The sequence below is a fragment of the Paraburkholderia sp. MM6662-R1 genome, from assembly GCF_050436245.1.
Taxonomy (GTDB): Bacteria; Pseudomonadota; Gammaproteobacteria; order Burkholderiales; family Burkholderiaceae; genus Paraburkholderia; species Paraburkholderia tuberum.
In genome coordinates, this window is the sequence record NZ_JBNDLV010000003.1 from 1,257,748 (window position 1) to 1,284,635 (window position 26,888).

Annotated in this window: 24 protein-coding genes and 2 pseudogenes; 14 read left to right on the top strand and 12 right to left on the bottom strand. The window is 63.3% G+C overall.

Annotation, left to right across the window (positions count from 1 at the left end; genetic code table 11):
• Window positions 1-27: 27 nt before the first annotated feature.
• Together OKW39_RS28730 and OKW39_RS28735 are read left to right on the top strand one after the other, a co-directional pair.
• Window positions 28-1,398, top strand: coding sequence for a dicarboxylate/amino acid:cation symporter (locus tag OKW39_RS28730; protein ID WP_429564177.1), 1,371 nt, complete (start codon window positions 28-30; stop codon window positions 1,396-1,398).
• Window positions 1,399-1,437: 39 nt separating this feature from the next.
• Window positions 1,438-2,283, top strand: a complete 846-nt coding sequence (locus OKW39_RS28735; protein ID WP_429332848.1) for a Tar ligand binding domain-containing protein — start codon at window positions 1,438-1,440, stop codon at window positions 2,281-2,283.
• Window positions 2,284-2,317: 34 nt separating this feature from the next.
• On the opposite strand, the gene OKW39_RS28740 is transcribed toward OKW39_RS28735, so the two are convergent.
• From OKW39_RS28740 to OKW39_RS28755, 4 genes are all read right to left on the bottom strand, one after another.
• Entirely contained in the window at window positions 2,318-3,841 is a 1,524-nt protein-coding gene (locus OKW39_RS28740; RefSeq protein ID WP_429564178.1) for an ATP-binding cassette domain-containing protein, read from the bottom strand.
• Window positions 3,838-4,764: a branched-chain amino acid ABC transporter permease gene (locus tag OKW39_RS28745; protein ID WP_187613388.1), complete on the bottom strand. Its 927-nt coding sequence runs from the start codon at window positions 4,762-4,764 to the stop codon at window positions 3,838-3,840. The genes OKW39_RS28740 and OKW39_RS28745 overlap by 4 nt, the downstream gene beginning before the upstream one ends.
• Before the next feature lie 23 nt (window positions 4,765-4,787).
• Entirely contained in the window at window positions 4,788-5,663 is an 876-nt protein-coding gene (locus tag OKW39_RS28750; RefSeq protein ID WP_187613387.1) for a branched-chain amino acid ABC transporter permease, read from the bottom strand.
• 91 nt (window positions 5,664-5,754) lie between these two features.
• The gene (locus tag OKW39_RS28755; protein ID WP_187613386.1) at window positions 5,755-7,020 is read right to left on the bottom strand and encodes an ABC transporter substrate-binding protein; all 1,266 of its coding nucleotides are present in this window, start codon (window positions 7,018-7,020) and stop codon (window positions 5,755-5,757) included.
• 576 nt (window positions 7,021-7,596) lie between these two features.
• Between OKW39_RS28755 and OKW39_RS28760 the strand changes: the two genes are divergently transcribed.
• The 7 genes from OKW39_RS28760 to OKW39_RS28790 all read left to right on the top strand — a co-directional run bounded on the left by OKW39_RS28760 (window position 7,597) and on the right by OKW39_RS28790 (window position 14,712).
• Complete coding sequence (locus tag OKW39_RS28760) at window positions 7,597-8,853, top strand: ABC transporter substrate-binding protein (protein ID WP_429332688.1); 1,257 nt, start codon at window positions 7,597-7,599, stop codon at window positions 8,851-8,853.
• Window positions 8,854-8,893: 40 nt separating this feature from the next.
• On the top strand, window positions 8,894-9,763 hold the full coding sequence (locus OKW39_RS28765) for a carbohydrate ABC transporter permease (protein WP_090810929.1): 870 nt from the start codon (window positions 8,894-8,896) through the stop codon (window positions 9,761-9,763).
• Window positions 9,763-10,614, top strand: a complete 852-nt coding sequence (locus OKW39_RS28770; RefSeq protein WP_429332687.1) for a carbohydrate ABC transporter permease — start codon at window positions 9,763-9,765, stop codon at window positions 10,612-10,614. The genes OKW39_RS28765 and OKW39_RS28770 overlap by 1 nt, the downstream gene beginning before the upstream one ends.
• A gap of 57 nt (window positions 10,615-10,671) precedes the next feature.
• Window positions 10,672-11,556 carry a phosphatidylinositol-specific phospholipase C gene (locus tag OKW39_RS28775; protein ID WP_429564179.1) on the top strand — a complete coding sequence of 295 codons (885 nt, stop codon included), beginning with the start codon at window positions 10,672-10,674 and terminating at the stop codon, window positions 11,554-11,556.
• Between the two features lie 1,448 nt (window positions 11,557-13,004).
• Window positions 13,005-13,748, top strand: coding sequence for an acetoacetyl-CoA reductase (phbB, locus tag OKW39_RS28780; RefSeq protein WP_090811854.1), 744 nt, complete (start codon window positions 13,005-13,007; stop codon window positions 13,746-13,748).
• Window positions 13,749-14,123: 375 nt separating this feature from the next.
• Window positions 14,124-14,318, top strand: a complete 195-nt coding sequence (locus OKW39_RS28785) for a hypothetical protein (protein ID WP_429564180.1) — start codon at window positions 14,124-14,126, stop codon at window positions 14,316-14,318.
• A gap of 139 nt (window positions 14,319-14,457) precedes the next feature.
• The gene (locus OKW39_RS28790) at window positions 14,458-14,712 is read left to right on the top strand and encodes a hypothetical protein (RefSeq protein WP_090810919.1); all 255 of its coding nucleotides are present in this window, start codon (window positions 14,458-14,460) and stop codon (window positions 14,710-14,712) included.
• Between the two features lie 112 nt (window positions 14,713-14,824).
• Here the strand turns inward: OKW39_RS28790 and OKW39_RS28795 are convergent, their stop codons facing one another.
• A complete protein-coding gene (locus OKW39_RS28795) occupies window positions 14,825-15,202 on the bottom strand; it encodes a DUF3022 domain-containing protein (protein WP_090810917.1) in 378 nt (125 codons plus the stop codon).
• A gap of 302 nt (window positions 15,203-15,504) precedes the next feature.
• Between OKW39_RS28795 and OKW39_RS28800 the strand changes: the two are divergent.
• Window positions 15,505-15,981, top strand: a pseudogene (locus OKW39_RS28800) (ATP-binding cassette domain-containing protein); the annotation flags it as partial.
• A gap of 44 nt (window positions 15,982-16,025) precedes the next feature.
• On the opposite strand, the gene OKW39_RS28805 reads toward OKW39_RS28800, so the two are convergent.
• Entirely contained in the window at window positions 16,026-16,889 is an 864-nt protein-coding gene (locus OKW39_RS28805) for an alpha/beta fold hydrolase (RefSeq protein ID WP_090810915.1), read from the bottom strand.
• Between the two features lie 108 nt (window positions 16,890-16,997).
• Here OKW39_RS28805 and OKW39_RS28810 point away from each other — a divergent pair, with 108 nt between their 5' ends.
• Complete coding sequence (locus OKW39_RS28810) at window positions 16,998-17,849, top strand: LysR substrate-binding domain-containing protein (RefSeq protein ID WP_184069590.1); 852 nt, start codon at window positions 16,998-17,000, stop codon at window positions 17,847-17,849.
• A 177-nt stretch (window positions 17,850-18,026) separates the two neighbouring features.
• Here OKW39_RS28810 and OKW39_RS28815 read toward each other — a convergent pair whose 3' ends face one another.
• Window positions 18,027-19,157: an MBL fold metallo-hydrolase gene (locus tag OKW39_RS28815; protein ID WP_429564181.1), complete on the bottom strand. Its 1,131-nt coding sequence runs from the start codon at window positions 19,155-19,157 to the stop codon at window positions 18,027-18,029.
• 84 nt (window positions 19,158-19,241) lie between these two features.
• Between OKW39_RS28815 and OKW39_RS28820 the strand changes: the two genes are divergently transcribed.
• From OKW39_RS28820 to OKW39_RS28830, 3 genes are all read left to right on the top strand, one after another.
• Complete coding sequence (locus OKW39_RS28820; RefSeq protein ID WP_429332682.1) at window positions 19,242-19,856, top strand: TetR/AcrR family transcriptional regulator; 615 nt, start codon at window positions 19,242-19,244, stop codon at window positions 19,854-19,856.
• A gap of 251 nt (window positions 19,857-20,107) precedes the next feature.
• Window positions 20,108-20,482 carry a hypothetical protein gene (locus tag OKW39_RS28825; RefSeq protein WP_429564182.1) on the top strand — a complete coding sequence of 125 codons (375 nt, stop codon included), beginning with the start codon at window positions 20,108-20,110 and terminating at the stop codon, window positions 20,480-20,482.
• Window positions 20,483-20,858: 376 nt separating this feature from the next.
• A complete protein-coding gene (locus OKW39_RS28830; RefSeq protein ID WP_184067903.1) occupies window positions 20,859-21,350 on the top strand; it encodes a lytic transglycosylase domain-containing protein in 492 nt (163 codons plus the stop codon).
• Between the two features lie 74 nt (window positions 21,351-21,424).
• On the opposite strand, the gene OKW39_RS28835 is transcribed toward OKW39_RS28830, so the two are convergent.
• The 5 genes and pseudogenes from OKW39_RS28835 to acnB form a co-directional block, all read right to left on the bottom strand.
• Window positions 21,425-22,693, bottom strand: a complete 1,269-nt coding sequence (locus tag OKW39_RS28835) for an RNA polymerase sigma factor (protein ID WP_429564183.1) — start codon at window positions 22,691-22,693, stop codon at window positions 21,425-21,427.
• The gene (locus OKW39_RS28840; protein ID WP_018422516.1) at window positions 22,690-23,058 is read right to left on the bottom strand and encodes a YciI family protein; all 369 of its coding nucleotides are present in this window, start codon (window positions 23,056-23,058) and stop codon (window positions 22,690-22,692) included. The genes OKW39_RS28835 and OKW39_RS28840 overlap by 4 nt, the downstream gene beginning before the upstream one ends.
• A gap of 284 nt (window positions 23,059-23,342) precedes the next feature.
• A complete protein-coding gene (locus tag OKW39_RS28845; protein ID WP_429564286.1) occupies window positions 23,343-23,675 on the bottom strand; it encodes a LysR substrate-binding domain-containing protein in 333 nt (110 codons plus the stop codon).
• A pseudogene (locus tag OKW39_RS28850) lies at window positions 23,629-24,084 on the bottom strand (hypothetical protein); the annotation flags it as partial. The gene OKW39_RS28845 and the pseudogene OKW39_RS28850, both read right to left, overlap by 47 nt.
• Before the next feature lie 47 nt (window positions 24,085-24,131).
• Window positions 24,132-26,717, bottom strand: a complete 2,586-nt coding sequence (gene acnB, locus OKW39_RS28855; protein ID WP_429564184.1) for a bifunctional aconitate hydratase 2/2-methylisocitrate dehydratase — start codon at window positions 26,715-26,717, stop codon at window positions 24,132-24,134.
• Window positions 26,718-26,888: the final 171 nt, after the last annotated feature.

The window sequence follows — 26,888 nt, forward strand, 5'->3', positions numbered from 1 at the left end:
TGAAGACGCCACGCACAGGAGACAGACATGCCAGTATCGAAAGTAAGAAGAGCACTTTCCAAGCTGTACGTTCAGGTCCTCATCGGGATCGTGGCCGGTGTCCTGCTCGGCCACTTCTACCCCGAGCTCGCCTCGCAGATGAAACCGCTGGGCGACCTGTTCATCAAGCTGATCCGGATGCTGCTTGCACCGATCATCTTTGCATCGGTCGTGGTCGGGATTGCGCGCATGAACGACCTTCATCAAGCGGGCCGGGTTGGCGTGAAAGCCCTCCTGTATTTCGAACTGGCCTCGACCATTGCGCTCATAGCGGGAATGGTGGTCGTCAATGTCATCAAACCCGGCAGCGGAATGAACATCGATCCCTCGCAGATCGATGCCGCTGCGATTTCGACCTACACGCACGCGGCGCAGCAACACGGCATGCTCGACTTCTTCATGAGCATCGTTCCGAATAGCATCGTCGGGGCATTCGCCAAAGGCGAGATGCTTCCCATCATTTTCTTTTCAGTCCTGCTCGCCATCTCGCTGGCAAAGCTCGGACCTCGTGCCGCGCCATTCGTCGACATGCTCGACATGTTCCTTCAAGGAATGTTCGGCGTCGTGCGAATCGTCATGTACGTTGCTCCGATCGGCGCGTTCGGGGGCATGGCCTTCACCATCGGCAAATACGGCATCGGCACCCTGGCATCGTTCGGCGAGTTGATGCTTTGTCTGTATCTGACTTCGTTCTTCTTCGTGTTCGTCGTGCTCGGCCTCGTCATGAAAATGTGCGGGCTATCGCTGTGGAAGTTTCTCCGCTACATCAGGGACGAGATTCTGATTACGCTCGGCACGGCGTCGACGGAAGCGGTGTTGCCGCAAATGCTGATCAAGATGGAGGCACTGGGCTGCCCTCGCCCAGTGGTCGGCATGGTCTTGCCCACCGGCTACACGTTCAATGCCGATGGAACGGCGATTTATCTGACGATGGCGGCCTTGTTCATCGCCCAGGCGATGAACGTCCACCTGAGCATCTGGGACCAGTTGCTCGTGCTCGGCGTCCTGCTGCTCACGTCGAAGGGCTCTGCGGGTGTGGCCGGGGCGGGATTCGTCGCACTGGCCGCGACGCTCGCCTCGATGCACAAGATTCCCGTGGAAGGCCTCGTGCTGCTGCTCGGCGTGGACCGCTTTCTCAACGAGGCGCGCGCAGTCACGAACCTGATCGGTAATGGCGTTGCCACCGTCGTCGTCGCTCGCTGGGAGGGGCAACTCGACAGGAACCTGGCGCGCGCGGTGCTGGATCGCGACAATACGCCTCACTTCCGCACACCTGGTCCTGCCGCGCAACCGGCGATCCCGCCCGCACCGACGACCGAAGCCGCCGCGGTTCTCGACGGCTCGCCGAATCATCAATAGAACTGAACTTTTCCGGGTGGGTGCCGTTAATGCAGAGATATCTCTCCCGTTTCCGAGGCCGAGGCGGCCTTGTCGAAGGCCGTGGCCGACGCCCGGGAAGCGATGCTGCATGGCGCACTCGAGCCGATGATGGACGCGATGAGCCGTGGCGACCATGAAGCCGCCGACCACGATGCGATGGTCGTGATGCCACCGCTGTCGGCGGCTCTCACGCAGAAAACCGCGGATCTGGACAAGTTTCGCAACGAGCAGGGCAATGTGCGTTACAAGACGGCACAGGACCGGTATGACACCCTCGTGACGATTACCGGAATCGCGATCGCCGTCGGTCTTCTGACCTGCGTCACCTGCGGTTTCACGCTGCTTCGCGCAATCGCGCGCCCGATCGATATGACGGTGCGCCATGTCGAGCGACTCGCTCAGGGTGACATGTCGCAGCAATTGCGCTTCGACAGCGATGACGAAATGGGTCGCCTCGTCAGAAGCGTCGGGCAGATGCAGAAGGACATCGGCACGATGATCGAACAGATCGCGCGCGGCAGCGAGTCGATCGCATCCGCGACCCAGCAGATCTCGGCCGGCAACGCGGACCTGTCGGCGCGCACCGAGACGCAGGCGGCGTCCATCGAGGAAACGGCGGCGAGCATGGAGCAACTCACCAATGCCGTCACGGAGAACGCCGCGCACGCGCGTGAAGCGCGCGAACTGGCCGACGCGACGAAGGCGACGGCCGGTGCGGGTGCGGACGTGGTGCGTCAGGTCATCGCCGCGATGACCGACATTCACGACGGTGCGAAGAGGATGGGCGAGATCATTTCGCTGACCGAGCAGACCGGTCTGCTGACGAAGACGGCGGGTCGATTTCGCTTTGCGTCCCTGTCCTGATGCCGCGCTATGGGCTCGCCTGCCGCTGCCGGCCTTAGCTGCGCGCGTCGCCGGAGGTCGTGGCGTCGGGCTCGCCGGTAGGCACCGCCTCGAGAAAGCCGCGCCCCATCTCAGCCTCGAAGCGCGAAGCGCTGCCCTCCCAGATGATGCGTGCATGTTCGAGCACGTAGACACGGTCCGCCTGCGGCAGCGCAAACCTGACGTTCTGCTCGCCCAGCAGTACGGTAATGGGCGTGGACTTTTGCAGCGAATCCAGCGCTTTCGACAATTGCTCGAGAATCACGGGCGCGAGCCCCAGTGTCGGTTCGTCGAGAATCAGCAGCTTCGGCTGGGTCATCAGCGCGCGCGCGATCGCGAGCATTTGCTGCTCGCCGCCGGAAAGCGTGCGCGCGGTCTGGCCCTGGCGCGATTTGAGGATCGGAAAGAGATCGAACAGCCACGACAGCTGTTTGGCGCGCACCGTATCGGCGAGATGATATCCGCCGAGTTCGAGATTCTCGCGTACCGTCATATCGCCGAATAGCTCGCGCGTTTCCGGGCATTGCACGAGGCCGGCGCGCGCGATCGCGGCTCCGCTGCTGCCGCGCAGATCGCGCCCGTCGAAGCGAATCGTCCCTTTGTACGGCACGAGGCCCGAGAGCGCGTTGAAAAGCGTCGTCTTGCCCGCGCCGTTCAGACCGACGACCGATACGAACTCGCCCTCGCGCATCTGCAGACTGACGTCGTCGAGTGCGCACGCCTTGTCGTAAAGCACACGCACACCGGTCACCTCGAGGATCGTGGGCCTGGCAATGCCCGCGGCTCCGGTGCGCTGGCGCAACTCCAGCTTGCTGCCCAGATAGACCCGGCGCACCGTCTCGTTCTGCATCACTTGTTCGGCGGTGCCCTCGGCGACATGCTCGCCAAGGTACATCGCGAGCACGCGGTCGGCGAGCGCGGACAGACTCTTGACGTTGTGATCGACCAGCAGCACCGCGCGGCCTTCGGCGCGAAAGCCGCGAATCAGCTCGGAAAACGCCTCCGATTCCGCCACCGTCAGTCCCGCGAACGGCTCGTCCACCAGCACGACCTGCGGGTCGCGCGCAATCGCTTTGGCCATCTCCATGCGGCGCAGATCCGCAAATGGCAGTGTCGCGGGATGCCGATGCATGACGGCGGCAAGGCCCACACGCGAGGCAATTTCCTGCGCGCGCCGGTGCACGTGCGGTTCGGCGGCCAGCTTGACGAGCGAATCAGGAAGCAGCGCGAGCTTGATGTGTTCCAGCACCGTCTGCCGATGGAGCGGCCGCGAATGCTGAAACACGATGCCCACGCCCGCGCGCGCGATCCGGTGCGGCGCCCAGCCGGCCATCTCCACGCCATTCACCTTGACCGACCCCGCGTTGGGCCGCTCGATGCCCATGATCAGCATCATGACGGTGGACTTGCCCGAGCCGTTTGGTCCGATCAGGCCAAGAATCTCGCCGGGCCGGATGTCGAAGCCGATATCCTTCACGGCGACGAGACCGCCGAAGCGCTTGGTCAGTCCGCGTACGGAGAGCAGCGGCGTGTCGTTCATTGGCGCTCCCTCGCACGCAGCAGATTGCCGAGCAGACCGTCTGGAAAGAACAGCAGCGCCGCCAGTGCGACCGCCGCGACGACGAATGTGTTGAGCTGGCCGAGCGGGCGCAGAAATTCGCCGGCGACGATCAGGAAGATCGAGCCGAGCACCGCGCCGAGTATCGTGCGGCGTCCGCCGAGCACGGCCGCGATGATGATCTGTACTCCCACGCTGAGATCCACCACCGTGCTCACGGAGGCCGTGCCCTGGTAGAACACCAGCATCGCGCCGGCCACGCCGGAGAAAACGGCGCTGATGCAAAAGGCCACGAGCTTGTGTCGCGTGACGTTGAAACCCAGCGCCTGCGCGCCGGTCGCGTCCTGGCCGCTTGCCTGCAGGATCAGACCGACTGCCGAACGCGACAGGCCGAACAGCAGGACGGCGCAAACGATCAGGAACGCGAGCGCGATCCAGTAGTTATGGTTCGCATCGACCGACATCACGTCCGGCACCATCATGCCGATCTCGCCGCCAGTTATGCCCGCAAAGATCACGATGGCGTTCTGCAGCAGCAGCACGGCCACGAGCGTAACCAGCCCGAAGTAAGGACCGCGCAACCGCAGCGCGGGCACCGCCAGCAGCAGGCCGCCCACCAGCGCGACGCCGCCGCCAGCGAGCACGCAAACGGGTATGGGCAGACCCCATCTGGCGTCGAGGATCGCGGCCGAATAGGCGCCGAGTCCGATCAGGAACGTCGGCCCGAAGTTGACCTCGCCGGCAAAGCCGAACAACAGGTCCCACGACATGGCGAACACGCCGAAGTAATACGCAACCGTGAGCACGCCGAGGATGTAGCCCGAAAGCCACCATGGCAACGTCGCCGCCATCGCGACGAGCGCAACGGCGATCCATGCGCCACGCGAACGGAGAAGAACGGACATGGGGGTACGCTCCATTCGCACTGTTAGCGGCGTCCCAGGAAGCCCTGGGGTCTTACATACACCACGAGCACCAGCAGCAGCAACGCGGGCAGCGGCCGCAGGGTCGGCGCGATCAGATAGGCCGTAATGGTTTCCAGATAACCGACGACATACGCGGCCATCAGCGAACCGGACACGCTGCCGAGCCCGCCCAGCACCACAATGGAGAATGCGCTGGCCGTGAGCTGCCCCGCATTGTTGGTGCTCACGCCGAGGAACGAAGCGAGCAGCACGCCCGCGATACCGGCCAGCACCCCATAGATGCTCCACGCGAGAAGATAGATTCGGGAGAGTTCGAAACCGAGCAGCGTGAGACCACGAGGGTTCATCGAAGCCGCGAGCAGCGCCTTGCCCGCGCGCGTGCGGTTCACGAACAGCCACAACATGGCGATCACGGCCCAGCAGACCGCCGCGATCATGATTTCGTTGAACGGCACGCGCACGCTGCCGACCATCGCCACACCGCTGATCAGCGGGCGCATCGTCACCGGGTTGTCGGTGAAGAGCCACGCCATGCCCTGCTGGATCATGATGCCCCACAGCAGCGTGCCGGTGAGCACGAAGATTTCCTTCTCTTCGCCGGGAATCGCGGCCGAGCGTTGAATGGGCCGCACCACCATCAGGTAGGTGACGAAGGCCGTCACGAGACCCGCCAACACGCCGAGCAGCGTACCGAGATAGGTGCCAAGTCCCGCCTCGCCCGCGAGCATCCAGCCCATCAGCGCCGCGACCAGCATCACGCCGCCGTGCGCGAGATTCAAGATGCCGGAGACGCCGAAGATCAACGTGAAACCGATCGCGCCCAGCGCGTAGAGGGAACTGATCGCAAAGCCGTCGACGAGAATCTGCAGTAGCAACATGCCCGGCCTTTCATGTTGGTTAAGGTGTCGATGCGTGCGCTGTCCGGGCCTTCGCTACGCGCGGGTCCGGACAGTCGCGATCGTCGCGCTGCTAGTTCGCGCTTGCCTGCTGCACCTTCATGAAGGTCGGGAATTTGACCACGCCGTTGGCAATCGACTTGGGCCAGATCGCAACCTGCTTGCCGTTTTGCCATTGCAGGTCGATGCCTGTGATATAGCCGGGCCCGTACTTCAGCGCGTGCGTGAACTGATCGCTCTTGCCGTAGAACTGCCAGCGTCCGATCGTGCCCACGTAGTCGGTTTTCTCGAGTGCGTCGACCATCCGGTCCGGATCGGTCGAGCCCTTGTTGCGCTTGATCGCGTCCGCGAGGATGTAGACGAGGTCGTAGCTCGTGAAGCCGCAATACGCCGGAGAAACGCCGAACTTCTTCTGATACTCATCCGTAAAAGGTATCGTTTTCGGCGTGATCGCCACGCCCGGCGCCGCGGCCGAGGCCGTGATCACGCCTTCCGTCGCGCCGTTCGTGTCCTTCCAGAAGCTCGTGGTCGTGGCCTGCGAGCTTTGGCCCGACATCGGGATCGGCACCTGCTGGTCGTGCCATTGCACGGTCGGCTGCACGCCAACGTGGCTGATGCCGGTGGTGATCGTATCGGGGTGCTTCGCCTCGATCTGGTTGAAGATCGGCGTGAAGTCGGAAGTGTCAGGATTGAAGCGGATGTGATCGAGCACCTGAAGCCCCGCTTTGGGCAGGCATTCGAGGTAGCGTTCGTCGAGCGGCTTGGTCCACGCCGCGTCCTCGCTCATGACGACCGTCGTTTTCATCTTGAACTGGCCGACCAGAACGTCGTGTGAGAAGTCGCAGATGGACTGTGCGATGAACGCCGACGTCATCCAGCCGTGGAACGTGTACTTGTAGTGGTCGTAGTCGTCGTGAACGTGCTTCGAAATGTCGTTGCTAGCCGCGCCGGGCGTAATGAAGGGCATCTTCAGGCGTCCCGACCACGGCTCCATCGCGAGCGCCACTTCGCTGATGTAGCTGCCGATCACAGCGACTACCTTGTCCTGGGTCGCCGCGCGCTGGAAGGCGCGCACGCCGTCCGAAGCCGATGAATGGTCGTCGTACGCGACGATCTGGATGGGCCGGCCATCGACGCCACCGCTGGCGTTGATCTGGTCCGCGGCGAGTTGCGCCGCCTTGCTGATCGAAGCGCCCGCCACCGAGGATTCTTCGCTGATCACGCCGATCTTGATCGGCTCTGCCGCCGCATGGGCGCCTGCCGGCAGACCCAGGCCCGCCGCTACCATCCCCGTCGCGACGACGCAATGAAAGTTTCGCCACACACTGTTACTGGACATCATGCATCTCCGATTCGAAAGGATCGTTGAGCAACATTTGCCCGCCACATCGCAGCATTTGAAGAATGCGCACACAACAATATTCACGGGACTCGCAGCGCTCAATCGGTACAAACGATGACCGGGTCCCTACGGATTTCATGGTGCAGAGCGGAAAAAATTTTGCCGCCCGCGCCGCCGGACGCGGTTTGTCGTTTGTCCATAGTGAGAGCGAATGGCTATGGACCGCGAGATTAGCGGCCTTCGTCCTCTCGCTCATTCGTGATCCGAAGCATTGTGGCCGCATCGCTTTGCGGGGTTGGTGCGGCGGTTCAATGGACCAATCCGCGCCATGATCAGCCGAGGGCGGTCGCGGCGCGGAAACGGACCACGCGGCAAGCGTGCCTGCGTGCGGGTCCGAACACTGCGCGGCAACCCTGCTTGCTGACACATGTACGTCATGCTAGGTTGCTGCAATTCCCGCTGCCGCATCTGGCATCTATTTTTCGCAACGCTGCGCGCGATCAAAGAAAACGGGGTGGGTTGCTCTGGACTCATCGTACGCAGACGCCTTTCCCCTGGAGGAATTCAAGAGCCATGGCTTCAATGATCCAGCGGACGACCCTGTTCGCCTGCCTGCGCGCGACTTCCGTCGCGGCTTGCCTGTCCATCGCCGCCCTTGGTGCCCATGCCGCGGATCTCGTGATCGCAGGCCGGGACGACATCTACGGCCGCGGACTCGCGCAGGCGGTGGACGGCTACAAGAAACAGCACCCGGGCGTCGATATCGAGTTGCTGAAGCTGCCGAACAACGACCTGTATCAGAAACTGAAGCTGTCATTACGCGAAAACACGCGCGCCTATGACCTGGTGATGATGGACGACACCTGGTCCCCCGAATTCATCGCCAACGGATGGCTTCAGCCGCTGCCCGCCACGCTCGCGGATGCCGACATGGTGACGTCCACGATCTCCCTCGGACGCACGTCGACGGGAACCTTGTACGCGATGCCGATCGTCGGCAATGTCGAGATGTTCGCTTATCGCAAGGATCTGCTCGCGAGTCGCGGCCTGCAGCCGCCGCGCAGTTGGGACGACGTGCTGAAGATCGCGCAGACCATCGGCACTGCCGACAAGGACGTCTCGGGTGTCGTGTTTCGCGGCGTGAAGGGTAACCCCATCGTCACCGGTTTTCTGCCGATCCTTTGGGCCTATGGCGGAGATGTCGTCGACACCAACGGCAAGGTCACGATCGATTCGCCCGAAGCGCTGGCCGCGCTGAAGATGCTGCTCGCCCTGAAGAAGTGGGCGCCGAAGGACGTCGACGTATATGGCGCCGGTGAAGTGCGAGACGCCCTGCAAGGCGGCACGGCCGCGCAGGCCATCGAAGTGTGGCCCGCCTGGCTGCCCGCGCTCGACGATCCGGCGAAGTCGCGCGTCGTCGGCCAGGTCGCGCTGCAACCGCCGCCCGGTCAGGTCAAGGGGCCGGCGCCGATGCTCGGCATCTGGCAAATGGGTATTGCGAAAGATGCGGCACATGCGAAAGTGGCGGCGGATTTCCTCGCCTATCTGACATCGTCGGCCACGCAAACACAACTGGCCGTGCTCGGCATTCCGCCGACGCGCAAGAGCGTCTTCGTCAATCCGACGCTCGTCAAACAGTATCGCTGGTACCCGGACCAGCTGAAGGCGCTCGAAGCGGGCCGTGCGCGGCCTCGCGTGAAAGACTGGCAGCAGATCGAGGCGATTCTCGGCGACGCGTTGCAACTCGCGCTGACGGGGCAGGCCGCGCCCGACGCAGCCTTGCATCAGGCGGCGCAGAAGATCGCCCAGGCCAACGCCGCATTGCAGTGAAAGCAGCGGTGACAGCGCAGACAAGCGTGGGAAAGAGTCGATGAGCGGGTTGCGACGTTATCTGCCGCTGATCGTCCTGATGAGCCCAGCCGCGCTCGTGCTCGGCGTGCTGGCGCTCTACCCGATGGCGCGCGTGCTGATCGATTCGTTTTTCTCGGTGAATTACGCGTCGGGGCATCGCTCGTTCATCGGGCTCGCCAACTATCGATCGGTCATCGCGGACGGCGAGTTCGGCACGAGTTTCGTCAATACGATCCAGTTCATGAGCGTGGCCTCGCTCGCTGAAGTCCTGTTCGGCCTCGCGCTCGCGCTGCTGTTCGTGCGCGCGTTTCCGGGCCGGCGCATCGCCTTGCCGCTCGCCGTGCTGCCGATGATGCTCTCCACGCTCGTGTGCTCCGCCATCTGGCGCAATTGGCTCAATTACCGCGGCTTCCTGAATGCGCTGCTCACGGCGGCAGGTCTGCCGGCGGTGCCCTGGTTATCCGATCCGCACCTCGCGCTCTGGTCGCTGATGTTGGTCGATGTCTGGCAATGGACGCCGATGGCATTCCTGATCATTCTCGCGGGGCTGCAGTCGATTCCGCCGGAAATCGCCGAGGCGGCCCGCATCGACGGCGCGAACGAATGGCAGTGCCTGCGATACATCACGCTGCCGCTCGTTGCACCCCACGTCGCCCTCGCGATGCTGCTGCGCTCGATCGACACCTTCAAGCTGTTCGACAAGGTGTACGCATTGACGGGCGGCGGTCCGGGCAATGCCACGCAAACGCTGTCGACGTACATCTACGACACGGGTTTCCGGTTCTTCAACGTAGGACCCGCCAGCGCGGCTTCGGTACTGATGCTGCTCACGTGCGCGGTGCTGGTCTCGGGATACATATGGAAATCGGCCGTCAAGCGCGACCGTTGATGCCTCTCGCACGCTTGCAGGGTTTCGCGCGACGCTCGTCCGCTGCCGCGGTGCGAGGGCTGTTGCGGATCGCTGCGCTGGCGGTGTTGCTGCTGCCGTGCATATGGATGGCTGGCGCGGCCTTCACGCCGACGCTGGAACGCCTCGCCCATCCGCTCGCGTTGTGGCCTTCGGCGCCCACGTTCGAGCATTTCGCGGCGGTGTGGGAAAGCGGCATGGCCCAGGCGGTGCTGAACTCCGTGTGGGTCGCGCCAGGCGCCACGTTGCTCGCGCTCGCGCTGGCTTTTCCGGCCGCTTATGCCCTCGCGCGGCTTGCATTTCCCGCGCGCCTCGATCTGCTGTTCCTGCTGCTCGTGCTGGCACTGAAGCTGATGCCGCCGATTACGGTGGCCGTACCGCTGTTTTCGCTGGCCAAGTGGCTCCATCTGCTCGATTCGCTGTTTGGGCTGATACTCGCCTATCAGCTGTACGCGCTGCCGATGGCGATCTGGATGTTGCTGCCGTTCGTGCGCGACGTGCCGATCGAATTCGAGGAGGCCGCGGCGCTCGACGGCGCGAACCTCGCGCAGCGCATCGTCTTCATCGTCGTGCCGCTGTGCGCGCCAGGTCTCGTTGCCACCGCCATCTTCGTGTTCATCATCGCGTGGAACGAGTTTCTGCTGGCGCTGTTGTTCGTCTCGTCGCCGAGTCATTTCACGCTGCCGCTCGCCATGGCGGGTTATGTGACCGAGAACGGCATCGACTGGGGTGAACTGATGAGCGCGGGGCTGATTTCGTCGGTGCCGACGCTTCTGCTCGCGGGCTATGTGCAGCGCTATCTGCTGCAGGGCTTTTCGGGCGGGTTGAAGTAGGGGGCTCCGACTTCACGCCGCCGCTGCAGCAGACGCTTTGCTTATCCAGAGGTTTTCTTGCGCCCTGCCCTGACTGATCACACCGTTTCGCCGGCTGACTGGATGTCGGCCATCGATGGCAGCCGCTTGCTGTCCGCACTGACCTTGCCGGGCAGCCATGACACCTGCGCCTACACGGTCGATGACCGGCTCGCGCGCACGCAGCATGCCACGCTCGACGATCAGTTGCACCATGGCGTGCGGGTCCTCGACATCCGCTGCCGCCATGTGCGTGATCGCTTCGCGATTCATCATGGCGGCATCTCGCTGGATCTGACTTTCGACGATGTGGTGCGGACATGCGCGCAGTTTCTCGCGCTTCACCGCGGCGAATGTATCGTCATGTCCGTCAAGGACGAATGGCCCGCGCGCGACTGCGCCCGCGCGTTTGCCGCGACCTTCGAATCGTATGTGGAAAGACATGCGGATGTGCGCTGGCACCTTGCTTCCGGGCGGCCGCGGCTGGAGGCGGTACGCGGGAGCATCGTGCTACTGCGGCGCTTCGCGAGTGAAGCGCCGCTCGGCATCGACCTGACAGTCTGGCCCGAGAACGCGACGTTCGATATCGACGTCGTGCCGGCGCCATTCACCATTCAGGACGAGTTTCGCGTGCCGGTGCCGACATCGATCGCTTACAAATGGCGCGCCATCGATTCACTGTTGAACCTCGCCCCCGCTCTGTGCGACGAGCGGTGGGTCATCAACTTTTGCAGCGGCACGGGGATGGCGGCGCCGCCGGTCGTCGTGGCGTGTGGCGATACACGGCATCGCGGCATTCACGAGCAACTTGCTGAGCGACTCGCGGCTCGTCCGGAACCACGCGGCACGCTGATGCTCGACTTTTGCGACTGGCAGGACTGGCGCCTCGTTGATGCGTTGATCGACTGCAACTGGAGCCGATAAGGTTTCGCTGCGGGTATGACGTTGCCCGCGAACGTCAGCGTGGTTCCTTGTTTGCCTGAGGCTGCCGCGGTGGCGGCTTCGATTCTTGTCCGCGTTGCGCCGATTCACGCGTACAGGCGTCCGGCGGCGTGACATAAGGAACGTCGTCGCGGCAACAGGCATAGATCGGAAACCCATACGCGTTCGTGCCGACGACGGTCGTTGGCCCGTGCAGCGGGCACACCGCCTTCATGGCGCCTCCTTGAAACTCATCGATCAATCGCTTCCATCTTACGCTCGCGTGCGAACGGTGTTTTATGTGCGCCTGCGTTGCCCTTCGAAACCCGGTCCCGTTCACCGCTGCCGACACGCATTCGCTATGCGTGCCGCGCCGCAGCGTTCGTCATTCTCTACAGCACGCGCCGCGGACGAGCGACGCTCCCTGGGCAGCCGCCCCCTCGTGCAGAGCGAGCCGGCCGGGCCCAGGCAGAAGTGTCTGACAGGGTCGGCTGAATTGTCATTTTCTTGCATAACATGCAATGATGCATCCGGGTGGTGCTCACTGCAGTGTCCTGTCATTTCGGTCATTTTCGTGACATTGTTGGGGTGCTCTGCGAAGCAATCGGAGAGCGCACTCATCATCGCTGGCCATTCGCGTCCTTCGTTCGGACGTTCAAACGTCGACTTAGCTCGACTACGCCCCTGACAGCCGACCTTTCTGGATAGGGTATTCACCTAGCCTTTCTTCTCAAAAATTTAACATTTCGAAGTTAGAATTAACCTTCTAAAATCGATTGTTATGTCATTTCATGACAGTTGAAGTAGAGGGCGAAGCATCCGGTCAGTGGCACGGCAGGATTGACGAGGGTTATGGCCAATCGATTGGCCGCGACCCGATTATGGACACGTGTCGTCATTCGACTGTTGAATACCGACGATCAGAAGTGCGATCCGGGCGAACTGGTTTTGTGGTGTTTATTTAGTCTTACTTATAACACTTTTGCTCCGGAATCCTCTGCGACCGACATTCAGCACATTCATTGCGCATGTCGTCTCCGGGGCAAGCGGGTTCGAAATCAATCGAGGGAGAAGCAATGAGAGACCTTTCGTCCGAAGTTTTGCTGAAATTCTGCCGAACGAATGCGTCGATTTTTCTTTCGCTCGCCAGCGAAGTGTTTGAAGGGCGCAGAAACTCGCCGCCCTGAACCGGCAGGCGAGAAACACCATTCGGGGCATCTGGAATCTTTGAGCAGTGCGCCGGCGCGGCATATCGCCGCGAGCTGACGCACCCGGCTCCATTCGCGCAATACCACAAGCCTATAAAAACCCGCGCAGTTCAATCAATGCCGCAGCCGTTCCTCCCTTGACGCTGGAGGCGGCAGCGCATTGTGGCAAAGCGATGGCGGGTATGCGAGACGGCCATTGGGTATTCACGATCCTCGCAGACATTACGATCACGGATGGAAAGGATGACGAAACGAATCGTAGTAGTAACGGGCGGCATGGGCGGCCTGGGAGAAGCGATCAGTACGAAACTGCACGACGCAGGGTATGCGGTGGTAGTCACGCACTCGCCGAACAACACCGGTGCGGACAAATGGCTGGCTGACATGGAAACTCAGGGCCGGAGCTTCCGCGCTTACCCCGTCGATGTGGCCGACTACGACTCATGCCAGCGTTGCGCGGACAAGGTTCGGGCGGAGGTCGGCCCGGTCGACATCCTGATCAACAACGCGGGGATCACCCAGGACATGACCCTCAGGAAGATGGACAAGGTGAACTGGGATGCGGTCATTCGCACGAACCTCGATTCGGTCTTCAACATGACCAAGCCGCTGTGCGAAGAGATGGTCGCACGAGGCTGGGGGCGCATCGTCAATATTTCGTCCGTCAACGGTTCAAAAGGCTCGGTCGGCCAGACCAACTACGCCGCGGCCAAGGCCGGCATGCACGGCTTCACCAAGTCGCTGGCACTGGAAGTGGCGCGCAAAGGGGTCACCGTCAACACGATTTCGCCGGGCTACCTGGCCACCAGGATGGTCACCGCGATTCCGCAGGAGATTCTCGATACGAAGGTCCTGCCGCATATCCCGATGGGCCGTCTCGGCAAGCCCGAGGAAGTCGCGGCGCTCGTGCTCTATCTCTGCTCGGATGATGCCGGCTTCGTGACCGGCTCCAACATCGCGATCAACGGTGGCCAGCACATGCAGTAACGCGACACACCGCGCCGGTATGCGCCGGAACATCGGACGAAGCGGCGTGAACCATTCACGCAACACCCCTGTGCTTCCATGAGAGGAACGTGTCATGAGTGAGACCTGGATGGGCCTGATCATTGGGGGCTCGGCCCTCAGCATCGCAATGCTGATGGTGATTGATCACTATCGCCGTGAGCGCAGACGGGCACGACTGCTACGACATCTGGATCATCATGAGTGGTGGCATCAACCGCGCGGGCGAATGTAGATGCATCGTCCGTGCCAATAACAAATCAGATACATCGAGAGGGCTGAAGAATGACACCGGAAACCCCCGGACAACTAAAGGCCACAGGCCATCAGATTACGGTTCGTGCGAGGCGCGGCTGCATGCGGGTCGCCGCAGTGTGGCAGGTATTGATGCCGGTCGCGGATGCCATCGAGGACGTACGGATTACGAGCAACCGTAAACGTGACGTCGAAGACATGACGATCGCGTTTGCCGACAAGCTCTCCGGATCGCTGCACACCGTTCTCAGGCAGTTCGAGACGATGCCGTGGGTGGCCGCCGCGGAGCTTTGCTGAACACCGGGGCCGTGCCGCTAGCAATGGGTCGCGTCGCCACGCGCGCCCCGCGCCCCGCATGGGTTGTTTGGCACGAACCGGCCAATTGAAGCCGGACGTATACGACCGGACCCGGCCGGTCACCACCTGAGAGAAGTGGATGAAAACAACAATCAAGAAAGGGCCCCCGGACAGGGAGAGCCCCTATACACCCCTGACCGCTGGAGATGCGATTTCCCATCTCGAACGGATCCTCTCCTCCGATGGCGCGGATTCGTTGTTCAGCCGGACCTACTGGCGCGCGCGTGTTCAGCAGGTGAGCGCTACTCAAGGACTGACTCCGCAGCAGCAGGCAAGGCTCGTGAAGTTGCTCGAGTCGCTCCCGCCCCCGGTCCCGAGCGAAGAATCGTGCTAGTCACTTTTCGACCTCGCTACATCGTGGAGATTCGAGCGCAACTCGATTGGCAGGCGGCTGCCGGCTCGGACAGCCAATCGCCAAGCCGCGGACGTACGCCGTCCGCGATGGATCAGAGCTGATCGTCGACATCCAGCAGCCGATCCTCCACCTGCAGGTCTTCGGCGCACTCTCCTCGCAAGGGCAACTCACCGCCTTCCGGTCGGGGTCGATCGCGGACCATTTGGCAGAGGCGTTCGCGCACGAGGATACGTTGTGCCGTGTCCATCTGCGCGTAACGCTGAATCTGCGAATCCGAAAAGTGGAGTGTGAGCACGCATCGCGCATCCAGCGTCGTGTCGCCATGTGACTCGACGACCCAGGAGGCCTGGATGAAGAACGTCCGGCCGTCGTCGTAGCTGCTGATCGCGGGCGCCTTCGGCGACTCGAATAGGGTGGAAAGAGCCAGTTCGATTTCTTCTACGCGCTGGTTCAGATCGATGTCTTTCATTGAAACTCCTCCTTGTGGTCGAGGGCCCGGTTGCGTGGCCTCGGGCATTGTCGTGACCGCGGGTTCGCTCGACGCTGCGCCCGAGTCGCCCGCTGGCACGACGGCGCTCGCGTGTCAGCACTATGCGTGCCGGCTTTGCGCCTGGCCCCGCCGAATTGATGAATCGATGAATACGCGAGCAAGAACTGTGTCCGGCTGCCGCTGGCCGCCCAATGAAGAGGCAGCGCGCTTCGGCTGAAGCCGTCGAAATCGCTGGCGCGTCCCGAAGTGGGTGCGCGGCTCGTGAAGCAAAGCGCGGACTACGACCGTGCCAGCGCGCGCTGGCCGGCATCGGCTGGGTGCCGCAGGAACGCAATATCTTCAAGTCGCTGACGGTCGAAGAGAACCTGACGGCGATCGCCGTGTCCGGTCCGTGGGATCTGGCTCGCATCTACCGGATGTTCCCGCGCCTGCAGGAGCGCCGCGCCGATATGGGCAACCAGCTCTCCGGCGGCGAGCAGCAGATGTTGGCCATCGGCCGCGCGCTGATGCTCAATCCCAAGGTGCTGCTGCTCGACGAACTGCTCGAGGGCCTCGCGCCGATTATCGTGCAGGACTTGATGCGCATCCTCTCGGAGATCATCCGCGAAGGCCTCTCAGTGATTCTGGTCGAGCAGAACGCGCGCAAGGCGCTGGGCATCACGCACAACGCCGTGGTGTTCGAGCGCGAATCGGTCGTTCATTCGAGTACGGCGGCCGAGTTGCTGGCCCAGGATCACAAGATCGATACCTTGCTGGCCGGGAAAACCAGCGTGCACGCCGGAGCACTCTCCCGTCAACCGGGCTACGCCGCGAAAGTCGCAACCGCCCTGTTGAACGCATCCGGTCTCGCGACATTCATCCCATGCGACGCACCGTCGATCGTTTCGCGTTCGGCAAACTCGATCCACTGTTCGAGCTTGTCGACAGTATTGCGGAACATACGGGGACTTTTCTGGCCGTCGATCAACAACGTACGGCACTTGATATCGCGCGCGGCTTCCGGCGTATAGGCGGGAAGCGGATCGAGCAACTGCTTTGGCAGCGTGAGCGCGTTGTCGAGCGCCATGCGACGAAAGCTCTCCGGGCTTTTGTTCCAGAACCCCGGCATGCTCACCGAGTCGACGAACATCGACAAGCCGGCGTCGAACTCGCCCCGCTCGATCAGTTCCGCGACCCGTGCGCGCAACACGTTGGTCGCCGGCGGCATGAACGCGGGCTGCCCCCTCGGTTCGGTTTGCAGCGGGCCGCCGGGATCGGCTAGCGTCAGCGTTTTCACGAGGCGCGGAAATTCGCGCGCGAGATGGAAAGCCACGCACCCACCCCGCGAGTGACCGACCAGATGAACGGGAGCAAGGTCGAGCGCCGTGATGAATCCGGCAATTTCCTCGACGTGCGCCTCCCAACTGAAGTCGCTGTGTCCAAATGCATCGATCTCGGGCCAGTAATGGCTCAAGCTCGGCGCGAAGCAGCGAAACCCGCCCGACAGGGAGGCCATCTGGGCGTCCCAATAGCGATAGTCGCAAAGCGAGCCGTGCACGAACACCATCGGCTCGCCGCGCCCGGACTCGACATACGGTATCGCAAGACTCGATGCGGTGGTCACAAACGATGGCGCGGACGCGCCAACGGCCGAGGCCAGAATCGATGGGCTGATACGTGCATTCATCACAGGGCTCCTTTGTCGCCACTATCGAGGATGTGCTCGCAAAAGAAAATCGCATAATATTGATGGAATCGATCTACTTTTCTGATATCAACCATCATGGCAACGGAAATGAAAGCGCTCGATCTGGACGTGCTGTCCATGATCATCGCGGTCGCGGACGCCGGCACGATCAGTCGCGCGGCGCAGGTCGTGCATCGTTCGCAATCGGCGGTGAGCATGCAGATCAAGACGCTCGAGACGGCGCTCGGCAAGGCGCTTTTCGTGCGCAAGCCTCGCAGCGTGGTGCCGACGCAGGACGGCGAAATGCTGTTGACCTACGCGCGGCGGATGATCGCCCTGCGCGACGAAGCGTGGGCAGCGGTGGTACGGCCCGACGTGACCGGACGCGTGGTGATCGGCGTGCCTGACGACTATGCGACGTCACTGTTCCCGCCGATCCTCAAGAAATTTTCGGCGACCTATCCGAAGGTGGAGATTCAGGTAGTGGGCCTGCCAAGCGTCGCTCTCGAGCCCATGTTGAAAGACGGCACGGTCGATCTCGTCTGCGCCACGCGCGTGAAAGGATTGCACGGCGAGTTCCTGCGTCACGAACCGATGGTCTGGGCCGCCGCGCCAGGCGCGACCGAGATCTGGCGTGAAAGGCCCTTGCCGATCGCCGTGTTTTTGCCCGGCAGCGTCGCGCGGGAGAAAGCCATCCGGAGCCTGGAGCGCGCGCGCATCACCTATCGAACCTCGTATGAAAGTCCGAGTCTGCTGGGTCTGCTGACGATGGCCGAGGCCGGACTCGCAGTGACTCCTTTGGCCAAGTGCGCGGTACCGGCTCACTTCTCGCTGCTGGGAACCGCGAACGGCCTGCCGGAAATCGGCACACTTGAAGTCGTGCTGGCGCGAAGTGCCGCTTCGAAACGGCCTGTGTGCGATTTTCTCGCGGAACGCATTCTCGCCGACCTGAAGAATTAACGCGCAGATCGACGGTTGCATATCACGCCGCGGCGGACAGTTCCGACGGAGCGTACTTCGAGGTCGCGAGCGCTTCGGCGGGAACGGCAACGTGCGCGCGCCGCACCCGCGCGCCGCCGAGAAACAGTCCGCTCGGTCGCTCTCGTCCGCCGCAAAGACGTGGCGGTGCCAACGACCTCAGGACGACTCCCCCTCCTGGACCCCGCGCGACGCGCACATCCGCCACGAAGCCTTCGGCACGGCAGCGGTTTGCGCAACGTCGCGCCACCAGCGTTCGCCGCGATGCACCGCGGTCAGATCGAGCCGCTCGCCCATGCGCGGTGTCGACAGCGCGACGCCTCGCGCGAGCGCCAACCCCGTCACCCTTTCGAACGGCTCCTGCCAGCGATGCATCGCGAGGTCGAAGGTGCCGTTATGGATCGGCACGAGCCAGCGGCCGCGCAGGTCGATATGCGCCTGCACGGTTTCTTCGGGCTGCATATGGACGTATGGCCACATCGCGTCGTACGCGCCGGTTTCGATCAACGTGATGTCGAATGGTCCGAGGCGCTCGCCGATCGCGCTGAAACCCTCGAAGTAACCGGTGTCGCCGCTGAAAAACACGCGCACATCGTGATCGACGATCACCCACGACGCCCACAACGTCCGGTTGCCGTCGAACAGGCTGCGCCCGGAGAAGTGCTGCGCGGGCGTCGCGGTGAACTCGATACCCTCGACCTCCGTGCCCTGCCACCAGTCGAATTGCCGGACCTTTGCCGCGTCGATACCCCATTCGATGAGCCGGTCGCCGACCCCAAGCGGCGTCAAAAACACCTCGGTACGCTGCGCCAGTATCAGCACGGTTTCGCGGTCGAGATGGTCGTAGTGATCGTGCGACAGGATCACGCCGTGCAGCGGCGGCAAATCGTCGAGTGAGATCGGCGGCGCATGAAAGCGCTTCGGACCGAGATTGCGGAACGGAGACGCCCGCTCGGCGAACACGGGATCGGTCAGCCAGAACTTGCCGCGCAACTTCAGCAGCATCGTCGAATGACCGAGCCGGTACAGGCTGCGGTCGGGCGCCGCGTCGAGTTGCGCGCGCGTCAGCCTTTCGACCGGCAACGCGTCGGCCGGCACGGTGCCGCGCGGCTTGTTGAACAGCACCGTCCACGCGAGGCCGAGCGTTTTGCGCAGGCTTTCCGCCGGACGCGGCTTGACGTTGCGAAAGCGCTCGCCGTCATGCTGCGGCGACAGGCTGAACCTCGCGCGGCTGCGCTGTGCGGCGTTCACGCCGAGCATTCGGCGGACAAAGGCGGGAAGCGACGTCATGAAGTTGACCTTCCGAAGAAAATGTACACTCGGCAGTGTAGATTATCTTAAAGAAAAGTAAACTGCTCAGTGTAAAATCGTTGCATGGAATCCTGTGCCCGCCCCCAACGTCTGACTGACCGAAAGCGCGTCGCGATCGTCGCTGCCGCGATCGAGGAATTCCTCGCGGCCGGCTACGACGCTACCAGCATGGACCGTATCGCCGCCCGCGCGAATGTCTCGAAGCGCACGGTCTATAACCATTTCCCGAGCAAGGAAGCACTTTTCGCGGCGATTCTCCATCAACTGTGGGATGCGAGCCATGACGGCGATGCACCCTCTTATCGTGCTGACCAACCGTTGCGCGCGCAGTTGCTCGATCTGCTGGAGCGCAAGCTGCGGCTGCTTCACGACGAGTCCTTTTTGTCGCTTGCACGGGTGGCGATCGCGGCTGGCATCCATTCGCCGGAGCGCGCGCGGGACATGGTCGCTCGCATGGGCGAACGCGAGGAAGATCTGACGGCGTGGGTCCGGGCGGCCGCCGCGGACGGCCGCATCAAGACCGATGACCCCGTCTTCGCGGCACTGCAGTTGCAGGGGCTCGTGAAGGCTTTTGCCTTCTGGCCGCAAGTGGCGATGGGGCAAGTGCCGCTCGATGCCAAGGAGCAGAAGCGCATCGCGGAAGCGGCGGCGGATATGTTTCTCGCGCGGTATGCGTGAGTCGGTTTGCCGGACTGGGGCGTCAGGTCGATCGCGTTCCGACGAGCGTACGCGTAGCAATCGTTGTGGCTTTACCCGACAGGGCAAGAAGTTCTTTGCTCGAAGGCGGAGGTGCACGCAGCAACCTTCCGGGAAGCGGCGCCGCGAGAGCGAACTCTTTCTTTTTTCGCAAACGTTTGCGCCCTAGTATCAAGTCTCGGCATCCCAAGCCGAAAACGCGTACATCGCCACGAAACTTTGGAGACCCCGACGTGACGCGCGCTGTGCTCTTACTTGCCGTAATGTTAGTAACAGGCTGCGCACAACTGCAGCAGCCCAATACGGCTCAAGCCGAGAAACCTGCGGTGTCGGACGTGATCATGAAGTTCGACATTCCCGCCGATGCACTCGGCGCGCGCGATCCGCAACTGACTACGGTGCTCGCCAAGGCGGGTGCGCTCGCCGCCGCGCAGAAGCAGCCCACTGTGATCCGCGTAACGGCGCTGGGCCAGGACTTCAAGTACATCAACCAGGCGATCTGGCGGGGCGTGCCGCAGCAGGGGCTCAAACCCACGCTCGAAAACCTGACGAGCGGCACGAACCAGACGTACAGCGTCTCGATCCAGCCGCTACATGCGGGGAGCTGACACGATGCGCCTGATTGCTTTCGCCGCGGCATCGCTATGCTTAAGTTCGGCCACATGGGCGGGCCAGCCGGCTACCAGCGCGCCTGCGACTGCGGCCGACACTGCCACCGCTGCCACCACAGCCTCTGCGGACAAGGTCTACCCGCCGCTGCCCACGCTCTCCATGCTGCCGCCCTCCACCGGCGACGACGACGATCTTCCCGCGCCGCGCTCGACGTCGCACAACAAGAAAAATGACGCACCAGCACGATTGCCGCTGCGCGATGCCCACGCCGCGCCTCGTCGTCTCCGATGCGTCGCGCACCTATCTCAAGGACATCGAGCGGCAGCTCGATTCCGCGCTGGCGCAGTAAAGCAGGACCTGGAGCCCCGATCCATGGACCAGCACAAGACCAACGCCTTCCGCCCTTTGCGGTCGTGGGCCCTATGCGCCTGGGCGGCGCTGCTGGCGCTCGGCAGTTCGACCGCGCAAGCCGCCCCGTCCGCCGACGATTGCTTCGACAAGGCCGGCGCTTACCAGGGCGTCAATCCGCACGTGCTGCGCGCCGTGGCATGGCGCGAATCGAAAGGCGACGCGAGCGCCATCAACCGCAACGCCAACGGTTCGATCGACGTGGGGCAATTGCAGATCAATTCGATCCACTTTCCTGAACTCGAGAGCCGGGGCATTCCGCACCGCGCGCTTACGGACCCGTGCGTGAATATCTTCGTGGCCGCGTGGCTGCTCAAGCAGAAGATGGTGCGATACGGCAACACATGGCGCGCAATCGGAGCGTATCACTCGGAATCGCCGCACGAGCGCGACGCCTACGCGCGCAGCATCCAGGCGATTCTCGTGAGCTGGGGGCTGTTGCAGCCGGAGCGGTAAGGTTCAGGCGCAGGCCTGTCGGGGCAAAGCCGCCACGCCCGACCTGACGAAGCAGGCAAACGCAACCCACTCCGCTAACTGCTCGTCGATGCAAGCTCCATTCGCTTGCGCTGCAGGAACCGGCGCACGGCCGGATCGCGCTCAAGGCCGATTGCCAGATCGTACGCGTCGAGTGCTTGCGCAGTCGCGCCGGTACGCGCGAGCAGATTGGCGCGTGCGGCCCAGTAGGGCTGGTAGTCGGCCAGCCGCGGGTCGTCCGCATACGGCGCAAGCGCGTCGAGCGCCGCCTGCGGGCCGTCGCGTTCGGCCACGGCAAGCGCACGGTTCACGGCGACCACCGGCGACGCTGCAATGGCGAGCAGCCCATCGTAGAGCTGCACGATCTCGTCCCAGTTCGGGCGACGCGTCCGGCAGCGATCCACATGCGCCGACTGCAGCGCGGCCTCGAGCTGAAAGCGCCCGATTGCGTTGAGCGCGTTCGCGCGCCGCAGCAGTGCGTTCGCCGCGTCGATCATCGGCGCGTTCCACGTTGCAGGGTCCTGGGCCGACAGCGGCACGTAGTCGCCAGCCGCATCGCGTCGCGCATCACGCCGCGCCTGTGCAAACAGCATCAGCGCGAGCAGGCCCAACGTTTCCGGTTCGTCGGGAAGCAATTCGACGAGCAGTTGCGCGAGATACAGCGCCTCGTCGGCGAGGTCGCGCCGCTCGGTATCGCCGCCGACCGGGTCCGTCCAACCTTCCGCATACGCCGCATAGACCGCTTCGAGCACCGCGTCGAGCCGGCCGGGCAGCTCCTCGCGCTCGGGCACGCTGAACGGAATGCCCGCTTCGCGGATCTTGGTCTTCGCCCGCACGAGACGTTTGCTCATCGCGGCGGGCGACATCAGGAACGCCGACGCAATCGTCTTCGCTTCCAGCCCCAACACCACTTGCAGCATCAGCGGCGTCCGAATCGCGGCCTCGAGCGCAGGGTGCGTGCACGCGAACAGCAGCGCAAGCCGCCGGTCGGGCAACGCGCCTGCCTCACTCTCGTCGATCTCGTCGGCGAGGATCATCAACTGGTTCGCCACGTCGTCGCCAACCTGGCGATGACGCGCGCCATCGATCGCCCGGCGGCGCGCAACCGTCATCAGCCACGCTTCAGGACTCGCGGGACAGCCGTGCTCCGGCCAGTCCGCGAGCGCGGCCGCGAATGCGTCGGCGAGCGCGTCCTCGGCTGCGGCGACGTCGCGCGTGCGCATCGCCAGCAGCGCGACGAGCTTGCCGTAGCTGCGGCGAGCGACCGCCTCGGCAATCGACCGCGCGGCGCCGTCATCGCCTAGGCCGCCGCCGGACGCACTCATGCAGTGGGTGCCTCGTAAGGGGCGGTCCAGACCGGGCGCACCTCCATGACGCCGTGCGCCGCGCCGGGACAACGCGACGCCCACGACATCGCCGCGTCGAGGTTCGGCACGTCGATCAGGTAGTAGCCGGCGAGTTGCTCCTTCGAATCGGAATACGGTCCATCGAGCACCTGCGGCTTGCCGTCGACGAGCCGCACCGTGGTGGCCGTGTTCGTGTGCTGCAGCCGGTTGGCCCCCACCAGAGCCCCCGCTTTCTTCAACGATTCGGTGTACGCGTGATAGGCGGCAACGCCTTGCTGCCGCTCGCTGTCGGTCATCTTGTTCCAGCCGTTTTCTTCCGAGTAGATCATCAACAGGTATTCCATTTGAGCCTCCGTCATGGGGTTGAGGCGGATGAATTGCATCGGCCGCCATCACAATGACGCGCGGGCCGCATGCTGACGGACAGGGGGCGTCAAAAAAATCGCGGACGACCGCCTGGGACCCACGCCGCATTGGAAAAAGACGCCTGGATCGCAGCCCGTTCGACCGTGTTTCGCCAAGCATTGTCGGACGGGTCAAGTGCCTTGTCGACCGGGGATTGGCTGCGGCGCGGTAAGGCCGGACCGCGATCCCTGTTCGGCATGATCCGGTGTCGGCGGAACACTCGCTAGGTCCTGACCGGGACAAAGGCCGGACCGGGATCAGACGTCAAAATTTCCGAAACGAAATCGATAAATACGCGAGTCTTGGTCGGCAATCGTCGGCCGGCAGGATGAACGGCGTGGATGGGCATCGGCGCCGGCGCGAAATCCGGCAACAGGCTGACGACCGCACCGCTCGCGATCTCCGGCGCAAAGAGCCACGCCGGCGCTTGAACCAGTCCCATATGGGCGAAGGTCGAAGCCCTCCTCGACCAGATTGACGGTTCGCTCCGTGGCCGACAGGTCCACGGACACGTTCGGATACCTGGCGAAAAATGCCGGCAGGCGCGGCACCACATACAGCCGGCCAAAAACCGGCGCCACGGTGACCCGGACCATCCCCGCCAGCGAAACCTGACCGCGCCCGACGGACGATTCGAGCTCCGTGAAATCTCCAATGATGCGCAAACCCGCTTCATAGACCGATTGTCCCGTCTCGGTCGCTACGCGGCTGCCGCTGCCCAGCGGGGAAACACGGTGCAGTTGGAAATCTACGAGGGACTCCATCACGCGTTCCAGCGCTCGACCGACGAGCTTGCAAGCGCCCGATACGCGTTGGACCAGGTCGCGGGGTTTGTCTTGCGATGCGGATCGGCTATCGCCAGGCCCTGAGATTCCTCTGCGATGCCGGCGAGGCTGCCGCGCGCGGACCTCGACTCGAACGCCGCAAAAAAAATGGCGCCGCAGGCATTCAGCCCACGGCGCCATTTCGTGGCGCTACGACGCGAACCACACGCCGTAGCCCGGCAGCACACTTACATCGTCACGGCGTCGGCGACTTCCTTGAAGTCCTCGATCTGGTCGAAGTTCATGTATTGATAGATCTTGTCGCCGTTGGCGTTGAGCACGCTCATGTCGGCCATGTACTCTTCCTTGGTCGGGATCTTGCCGAGGCGTGAGCAGATCGCCGCCAGTTCCGCCGAGCCGAGGTACACGTTCGTGTTCTTGCCGAGACGGTTCGGGAAGTTACGGGTCGACGTCGACATGACCGTCGCGCCTTCGCGCACCTGTGCCTGATTGCCCATGCACAGCGAGCAGCCCGGCATTTCGGTACGCGCACCAGCCGTGCCGAAGACGCCGTAATGGCCTTCCTCGGTCAGTTGCTTCTGGTCCATCTTGGTCGGCGGGGCCACCCACAGCTTGACCGGGATGTCGCGCTTACCTTCCAGCAGCTTCGACGCGGCGCGGAAGTGACCGATGTTGGTCATGCACGAGCCGATGAACACTTCGTCGATCTTCGCGCCGGCTACGTCGGACAGCGTCTTCACGTCGTCCGGATCGTTCGGGCAGGCCACGATCGGCTCGTGGATGTCGGCGAGATCGATCTCGATGACGGCTGCGTATTCGGCGTCGGCATCCGGCGACAGCAGTTGCGGGTCGGCCAGCCACTGCTCCATCGCCTTGATGCGGCGCTGCAGGCTGCGCGGATCCTGGTAGCCCTGGGCGATCATCCACTTCAGCAGCGTGACGTTGCTGTTCAGGTATTCGATGATCGGTTCCTTGTTCAGGTGCACCGTGCAACCGGCGGCCGAGCGCTCGGCGGAAGCATCCGACAGTTCGAACGCTTGCTCGACCTTCAGATCGGGCAGGCCTTCGATTTCGAGAATGCGGCCGGAGAAGATGTTCTTCTTGCCTTGCTTGGCAACCGTCAGCGTGCCTTGCTTGATCGCGTACAGCGGAATCGCGTTGACGAGGTCACGCAGGGTCACGCCCGGCTGCATCTTGCCCTTGAAGCGGACCAGCACCGATTCCGGCATGTCCAGCGGCATCGTGCCGGTGGCGGCCGCGAAGGCGACCAGACCCGAACCGGCCGGGAAGCTGATGCCGATCGGGAAGCGCGTGTGCGAGTCGCCGCCGGTGCCCACGGTGTCGGGCAACAGCATGCGGTTCAGCCACGAGTGGATCACGCCGTCGCCCGGGCGCAGCGCGATGCCGCCACGATTGCTGATGAAGTTCGGCAGCGTCTGGTGGGTCTTGACGTCCACCGGCTTCGGATAAGCGGCAGTGTGGCAGAACGACTGCATGACGAGATCGGCCGAGAAGCCGAGGCACGCCAGGTCCTTCAATTCGTCGCGGGTCATCGGGCCCGTGGTGTCCTGCGAGCCGACCGAGGTCATCTTCGGTTCGCAGTACGTGCCCGGACGGACGCCCTGGCCTTCCGGCAGACCGCAAGCGCGGCCGACCATCTTCTGCGCCAGCGAGAAGCCCTTGCCGCTATTGGCGGGCTGCCGCGGCAGGCGGAACAGCGTCGACGGGGCGAGGCCCAGCGCTTCGCGTGCCTTGGCGGTCAGGCCGCGGCCGATGATCAGCGGAATGCGGCCGCCGGCGCGCACTTCATCGAACAGCACGTCGGACTTGACCTGGAACTCGGCGATCACTGCGCCGTTCTTCAGGGCTTTGCCTTCGTACGGGCGCAGTTCGACCACGTCGCCCATTTCCATCTGCGACACGTCGAGTTCGATCGGCAGAGCGCCGGCGTCTTCCATCGTGTTGTAGAAGATCGGGGCGATCTTGCCGCCGAGGCACACGCCGCCGAAGCGCTTGTTCGGGATGAACGGGATGTCTTCGCCCGTGAACCACAGCACCGAGTTGGTGGCCGACTTGCGCGAGGAGCCGGTGCCGACCACGTCGCCCACGTACGCGACCAGGTGGCCCTTTTCCTTCAGCGACTCGATGAACTTGACCGGGCCGCGCTTGCCGTCTTCTTCCGGGGTGATACCGGGACGCGCGTTCTTCAGCATTGCCAGTGCGTGCAGCGGGATGTCCGGACGGGTGGTCGCATCCGGGGCCGGCGACAGGTCGTCGGTGTTGGTTTCGCCCGTCACCTTGAAGACGGTGATGGTCAGGCTTTGCGGCACTTCCGGACGGCTCGTGAACCATTCGGCGTCGGCCCAGCTCTGCATCACGGCCTTCGCATTGGCGTTGCCCTTGTCGGCCAGTTCCTTGACGTCGTGGAACTGGTCGAACATCAGCAGGGTTTTCTTCAGCGCGTCGGCGGCCACGGTGCCCACTTCGGCGTCGGACAGCAGTTCGATCAGCGGCTGGATGTTGTAGCCGCCCAGCATCGTGCCGAGCAGTTCCGTCGCACGGGCGCGCGAGATCAGCGCGCAGGCGGTCTGGCCGTTGGCCACGGCGGCGAGGAAGCCTGCCTTCACGCGGGCGGCTTCGTCCACACCGGCGGGCACGCGGTTGGTGATCAGGTCGAGCAGCGTCTGCTCTTCGCCAGCGGGCGGGTTCGTCAGGAGTTCAACCAGCTCGGCGGTCTGCTGAGCCGTCAGCGGCAGGGGAGGAATGCCGAGCGCGGCGCGTGCGGCCACGTGAGCACGAAAATTTTCAAGCATGGGGGACCTGCTGGTATTTGCGTTTCAGGGAAAGGCTTTTAAGGCACTCCAAGCTGTGCCGGGCACTGCTTCGATCGCGATTTTAATTGCAATACCCATGCAAGGTCAAATGTCTTATGTCTTATATAAGAGTTGCGCCCCTCCTGCACCGCAAAAGCACCGACTGTGTAA

Excerpts from the sequence above, each read along its gene's own strand:
- OKW39_RS28730 (WP_429564177.1), top strand. The coding sequence starts at position 28 with ATGCCAGTATCGAAAGTAAGAAGAGCACTTTCCAAGCTGTACGTTCAG.
- OKW39_RS28740 (WP_429564178.1), bottom strand. The coding sequence starts at position 3,841 with ATGAACGACACGCCGCTGCTCTCCGTACGCGGACTGACCAAGCGCTTC.
- OKW39_RS28745 (WP_187613388.1), bottom strand. The coding sequence starts at position 4,764 with ATGTCCGTTCTTCTCCGTTCGCGTGGCGCATGGATCGCCGTTGCGCTC.
- OKW39_RS28750 (WP_187613387.1), bottom strand. The coding sequence starts at position 5,663 with ATGTTGCTACTGCAGATTCTCGTCGACGGCTTTGCGATCAGTTCCCTC.
- OKW39_RS28755 (WP_187613386.1), bottom strand. The coding sequence starts at position 7,020 with ATGTCCAGTAACAGTGTGTGGCGAAACTTTCATTGCGTCGTCGCGACG.
- OKW39_RS28760 (WP_429332688.1), top strand. The coding sequence starts at position 7,597 with ATGGCTTCAATGATCCAGCGGACGACCCTGTTCGCCTGCCTGCGCGCG.
- OKW39_RS28765 (WP_090810929.1), top strand. The coding sequence starts at position 8,894 with ATGAGCGGGTTGCGACGTTATCTGCCGCTGATCGTCCTGATGAGCCCA.
- OKW39_RS28770 (WP_429332687.1), top strand. The coding sequence starts at position 9,763 with ATGCCTCTCGCACGCTTGCAGGGTTTCGCGCGACGCTCGTCCGCTGCC.
- phbB (WP_090811854.1), top strand. The coding sequence starts at position 13,005 with ATGACGAAACGAATCGTAGTAGTAACGGGCGGCATGGGCGGCCTGGGA.
- OKW39_RS28785 (WP_429564180.1), top strand. The coding sequence starts at position 14,124 with ATGCGGGTCGCCGCAGTGTGGCAGGTATTGATGCCGGTCGCGGATGCC.
- OKW39_RS28790 (WP_090810919.1), top strand. The coding sequence starts at position 14,458 with ATGAAAACAACAATCAAGAAAGGGCCCCCGGACAGGGAGAGCCCCTAT.
- OKW39_RS28795 (WP_090810917.1), bottom strand. The coding sequence starts at position 15,202 with ATGAAAGACATCGATCTGAACCAGCGCGTAGAAGAAATCGAACTGGCT.
- OKW39_RS28805 (WP_090810915.1), bottom strand. The coding sequence starts at position 16,889 with ATGAATGCACGTATCAGCCCATCGATTCTGGCCTCGGCCGTTGGCGCG.
- OKW39_RS28810 (WP_184069590.1), top strand. The coding sequence starts at position 16,998 with ATGAAAGCGCTCGATCTGGACGTGCTGTCCATGATCATCGCGGTCGCG.
- OKW39_RS28815 (WP_429564181.1), bottom strand. The coding sequence starts at position 19,157 with ATGACGTCGCTTCCCGCCTTTGTCCGCCGAATGCTCGGCGTGAACGCC.
- OKW39_RS28820 (WP_429332682.1), top strand. The coding sequence starts at position 19,242 with ATGGAATCCTGTGCCCGCCCCCAACGTCTGACTGACCGAAAGCGCGTC.
- OKW39_RS28830 (WP_184067903.1), top strand. The coding sequence starts at position 20,859 with ATGGACCAGCACAAGACCAACGCCTTCCGCCCTTTGCGGTCGTGGGCC.
- OKW39_RS28835 (WP_429564183.1), bottom strand. The coding sequence starts at position 22,693 with ATGAGTGCGTCCGGCGGCGGCCTAGGCGATGACGGCGCCGCGCGGTCG.
- OKW39_RS28840 (WP_018422516.1), bottom strand. The coding sequence starts at position 23,058 with ATGGAATACCTGTTGATGATCTACTCGGAAGAAAACGGCTGGAACAAG.
- OKW39_RS28845 (WP_429564286.1), bottom strand. The coding sequence starts at position 23,675 with ATGTGGTGCCGCGCCTGCCGGCATTTTTCGCCAGGTATCCGAACGTGT.
- acnB (WP_429564184.1), bottom strand. The coding sequence starts at position 26,717 with ATGCTTGAAAATTTTCGTGCTCACGTGGCCGCACGCGCCGCGCTCGGC.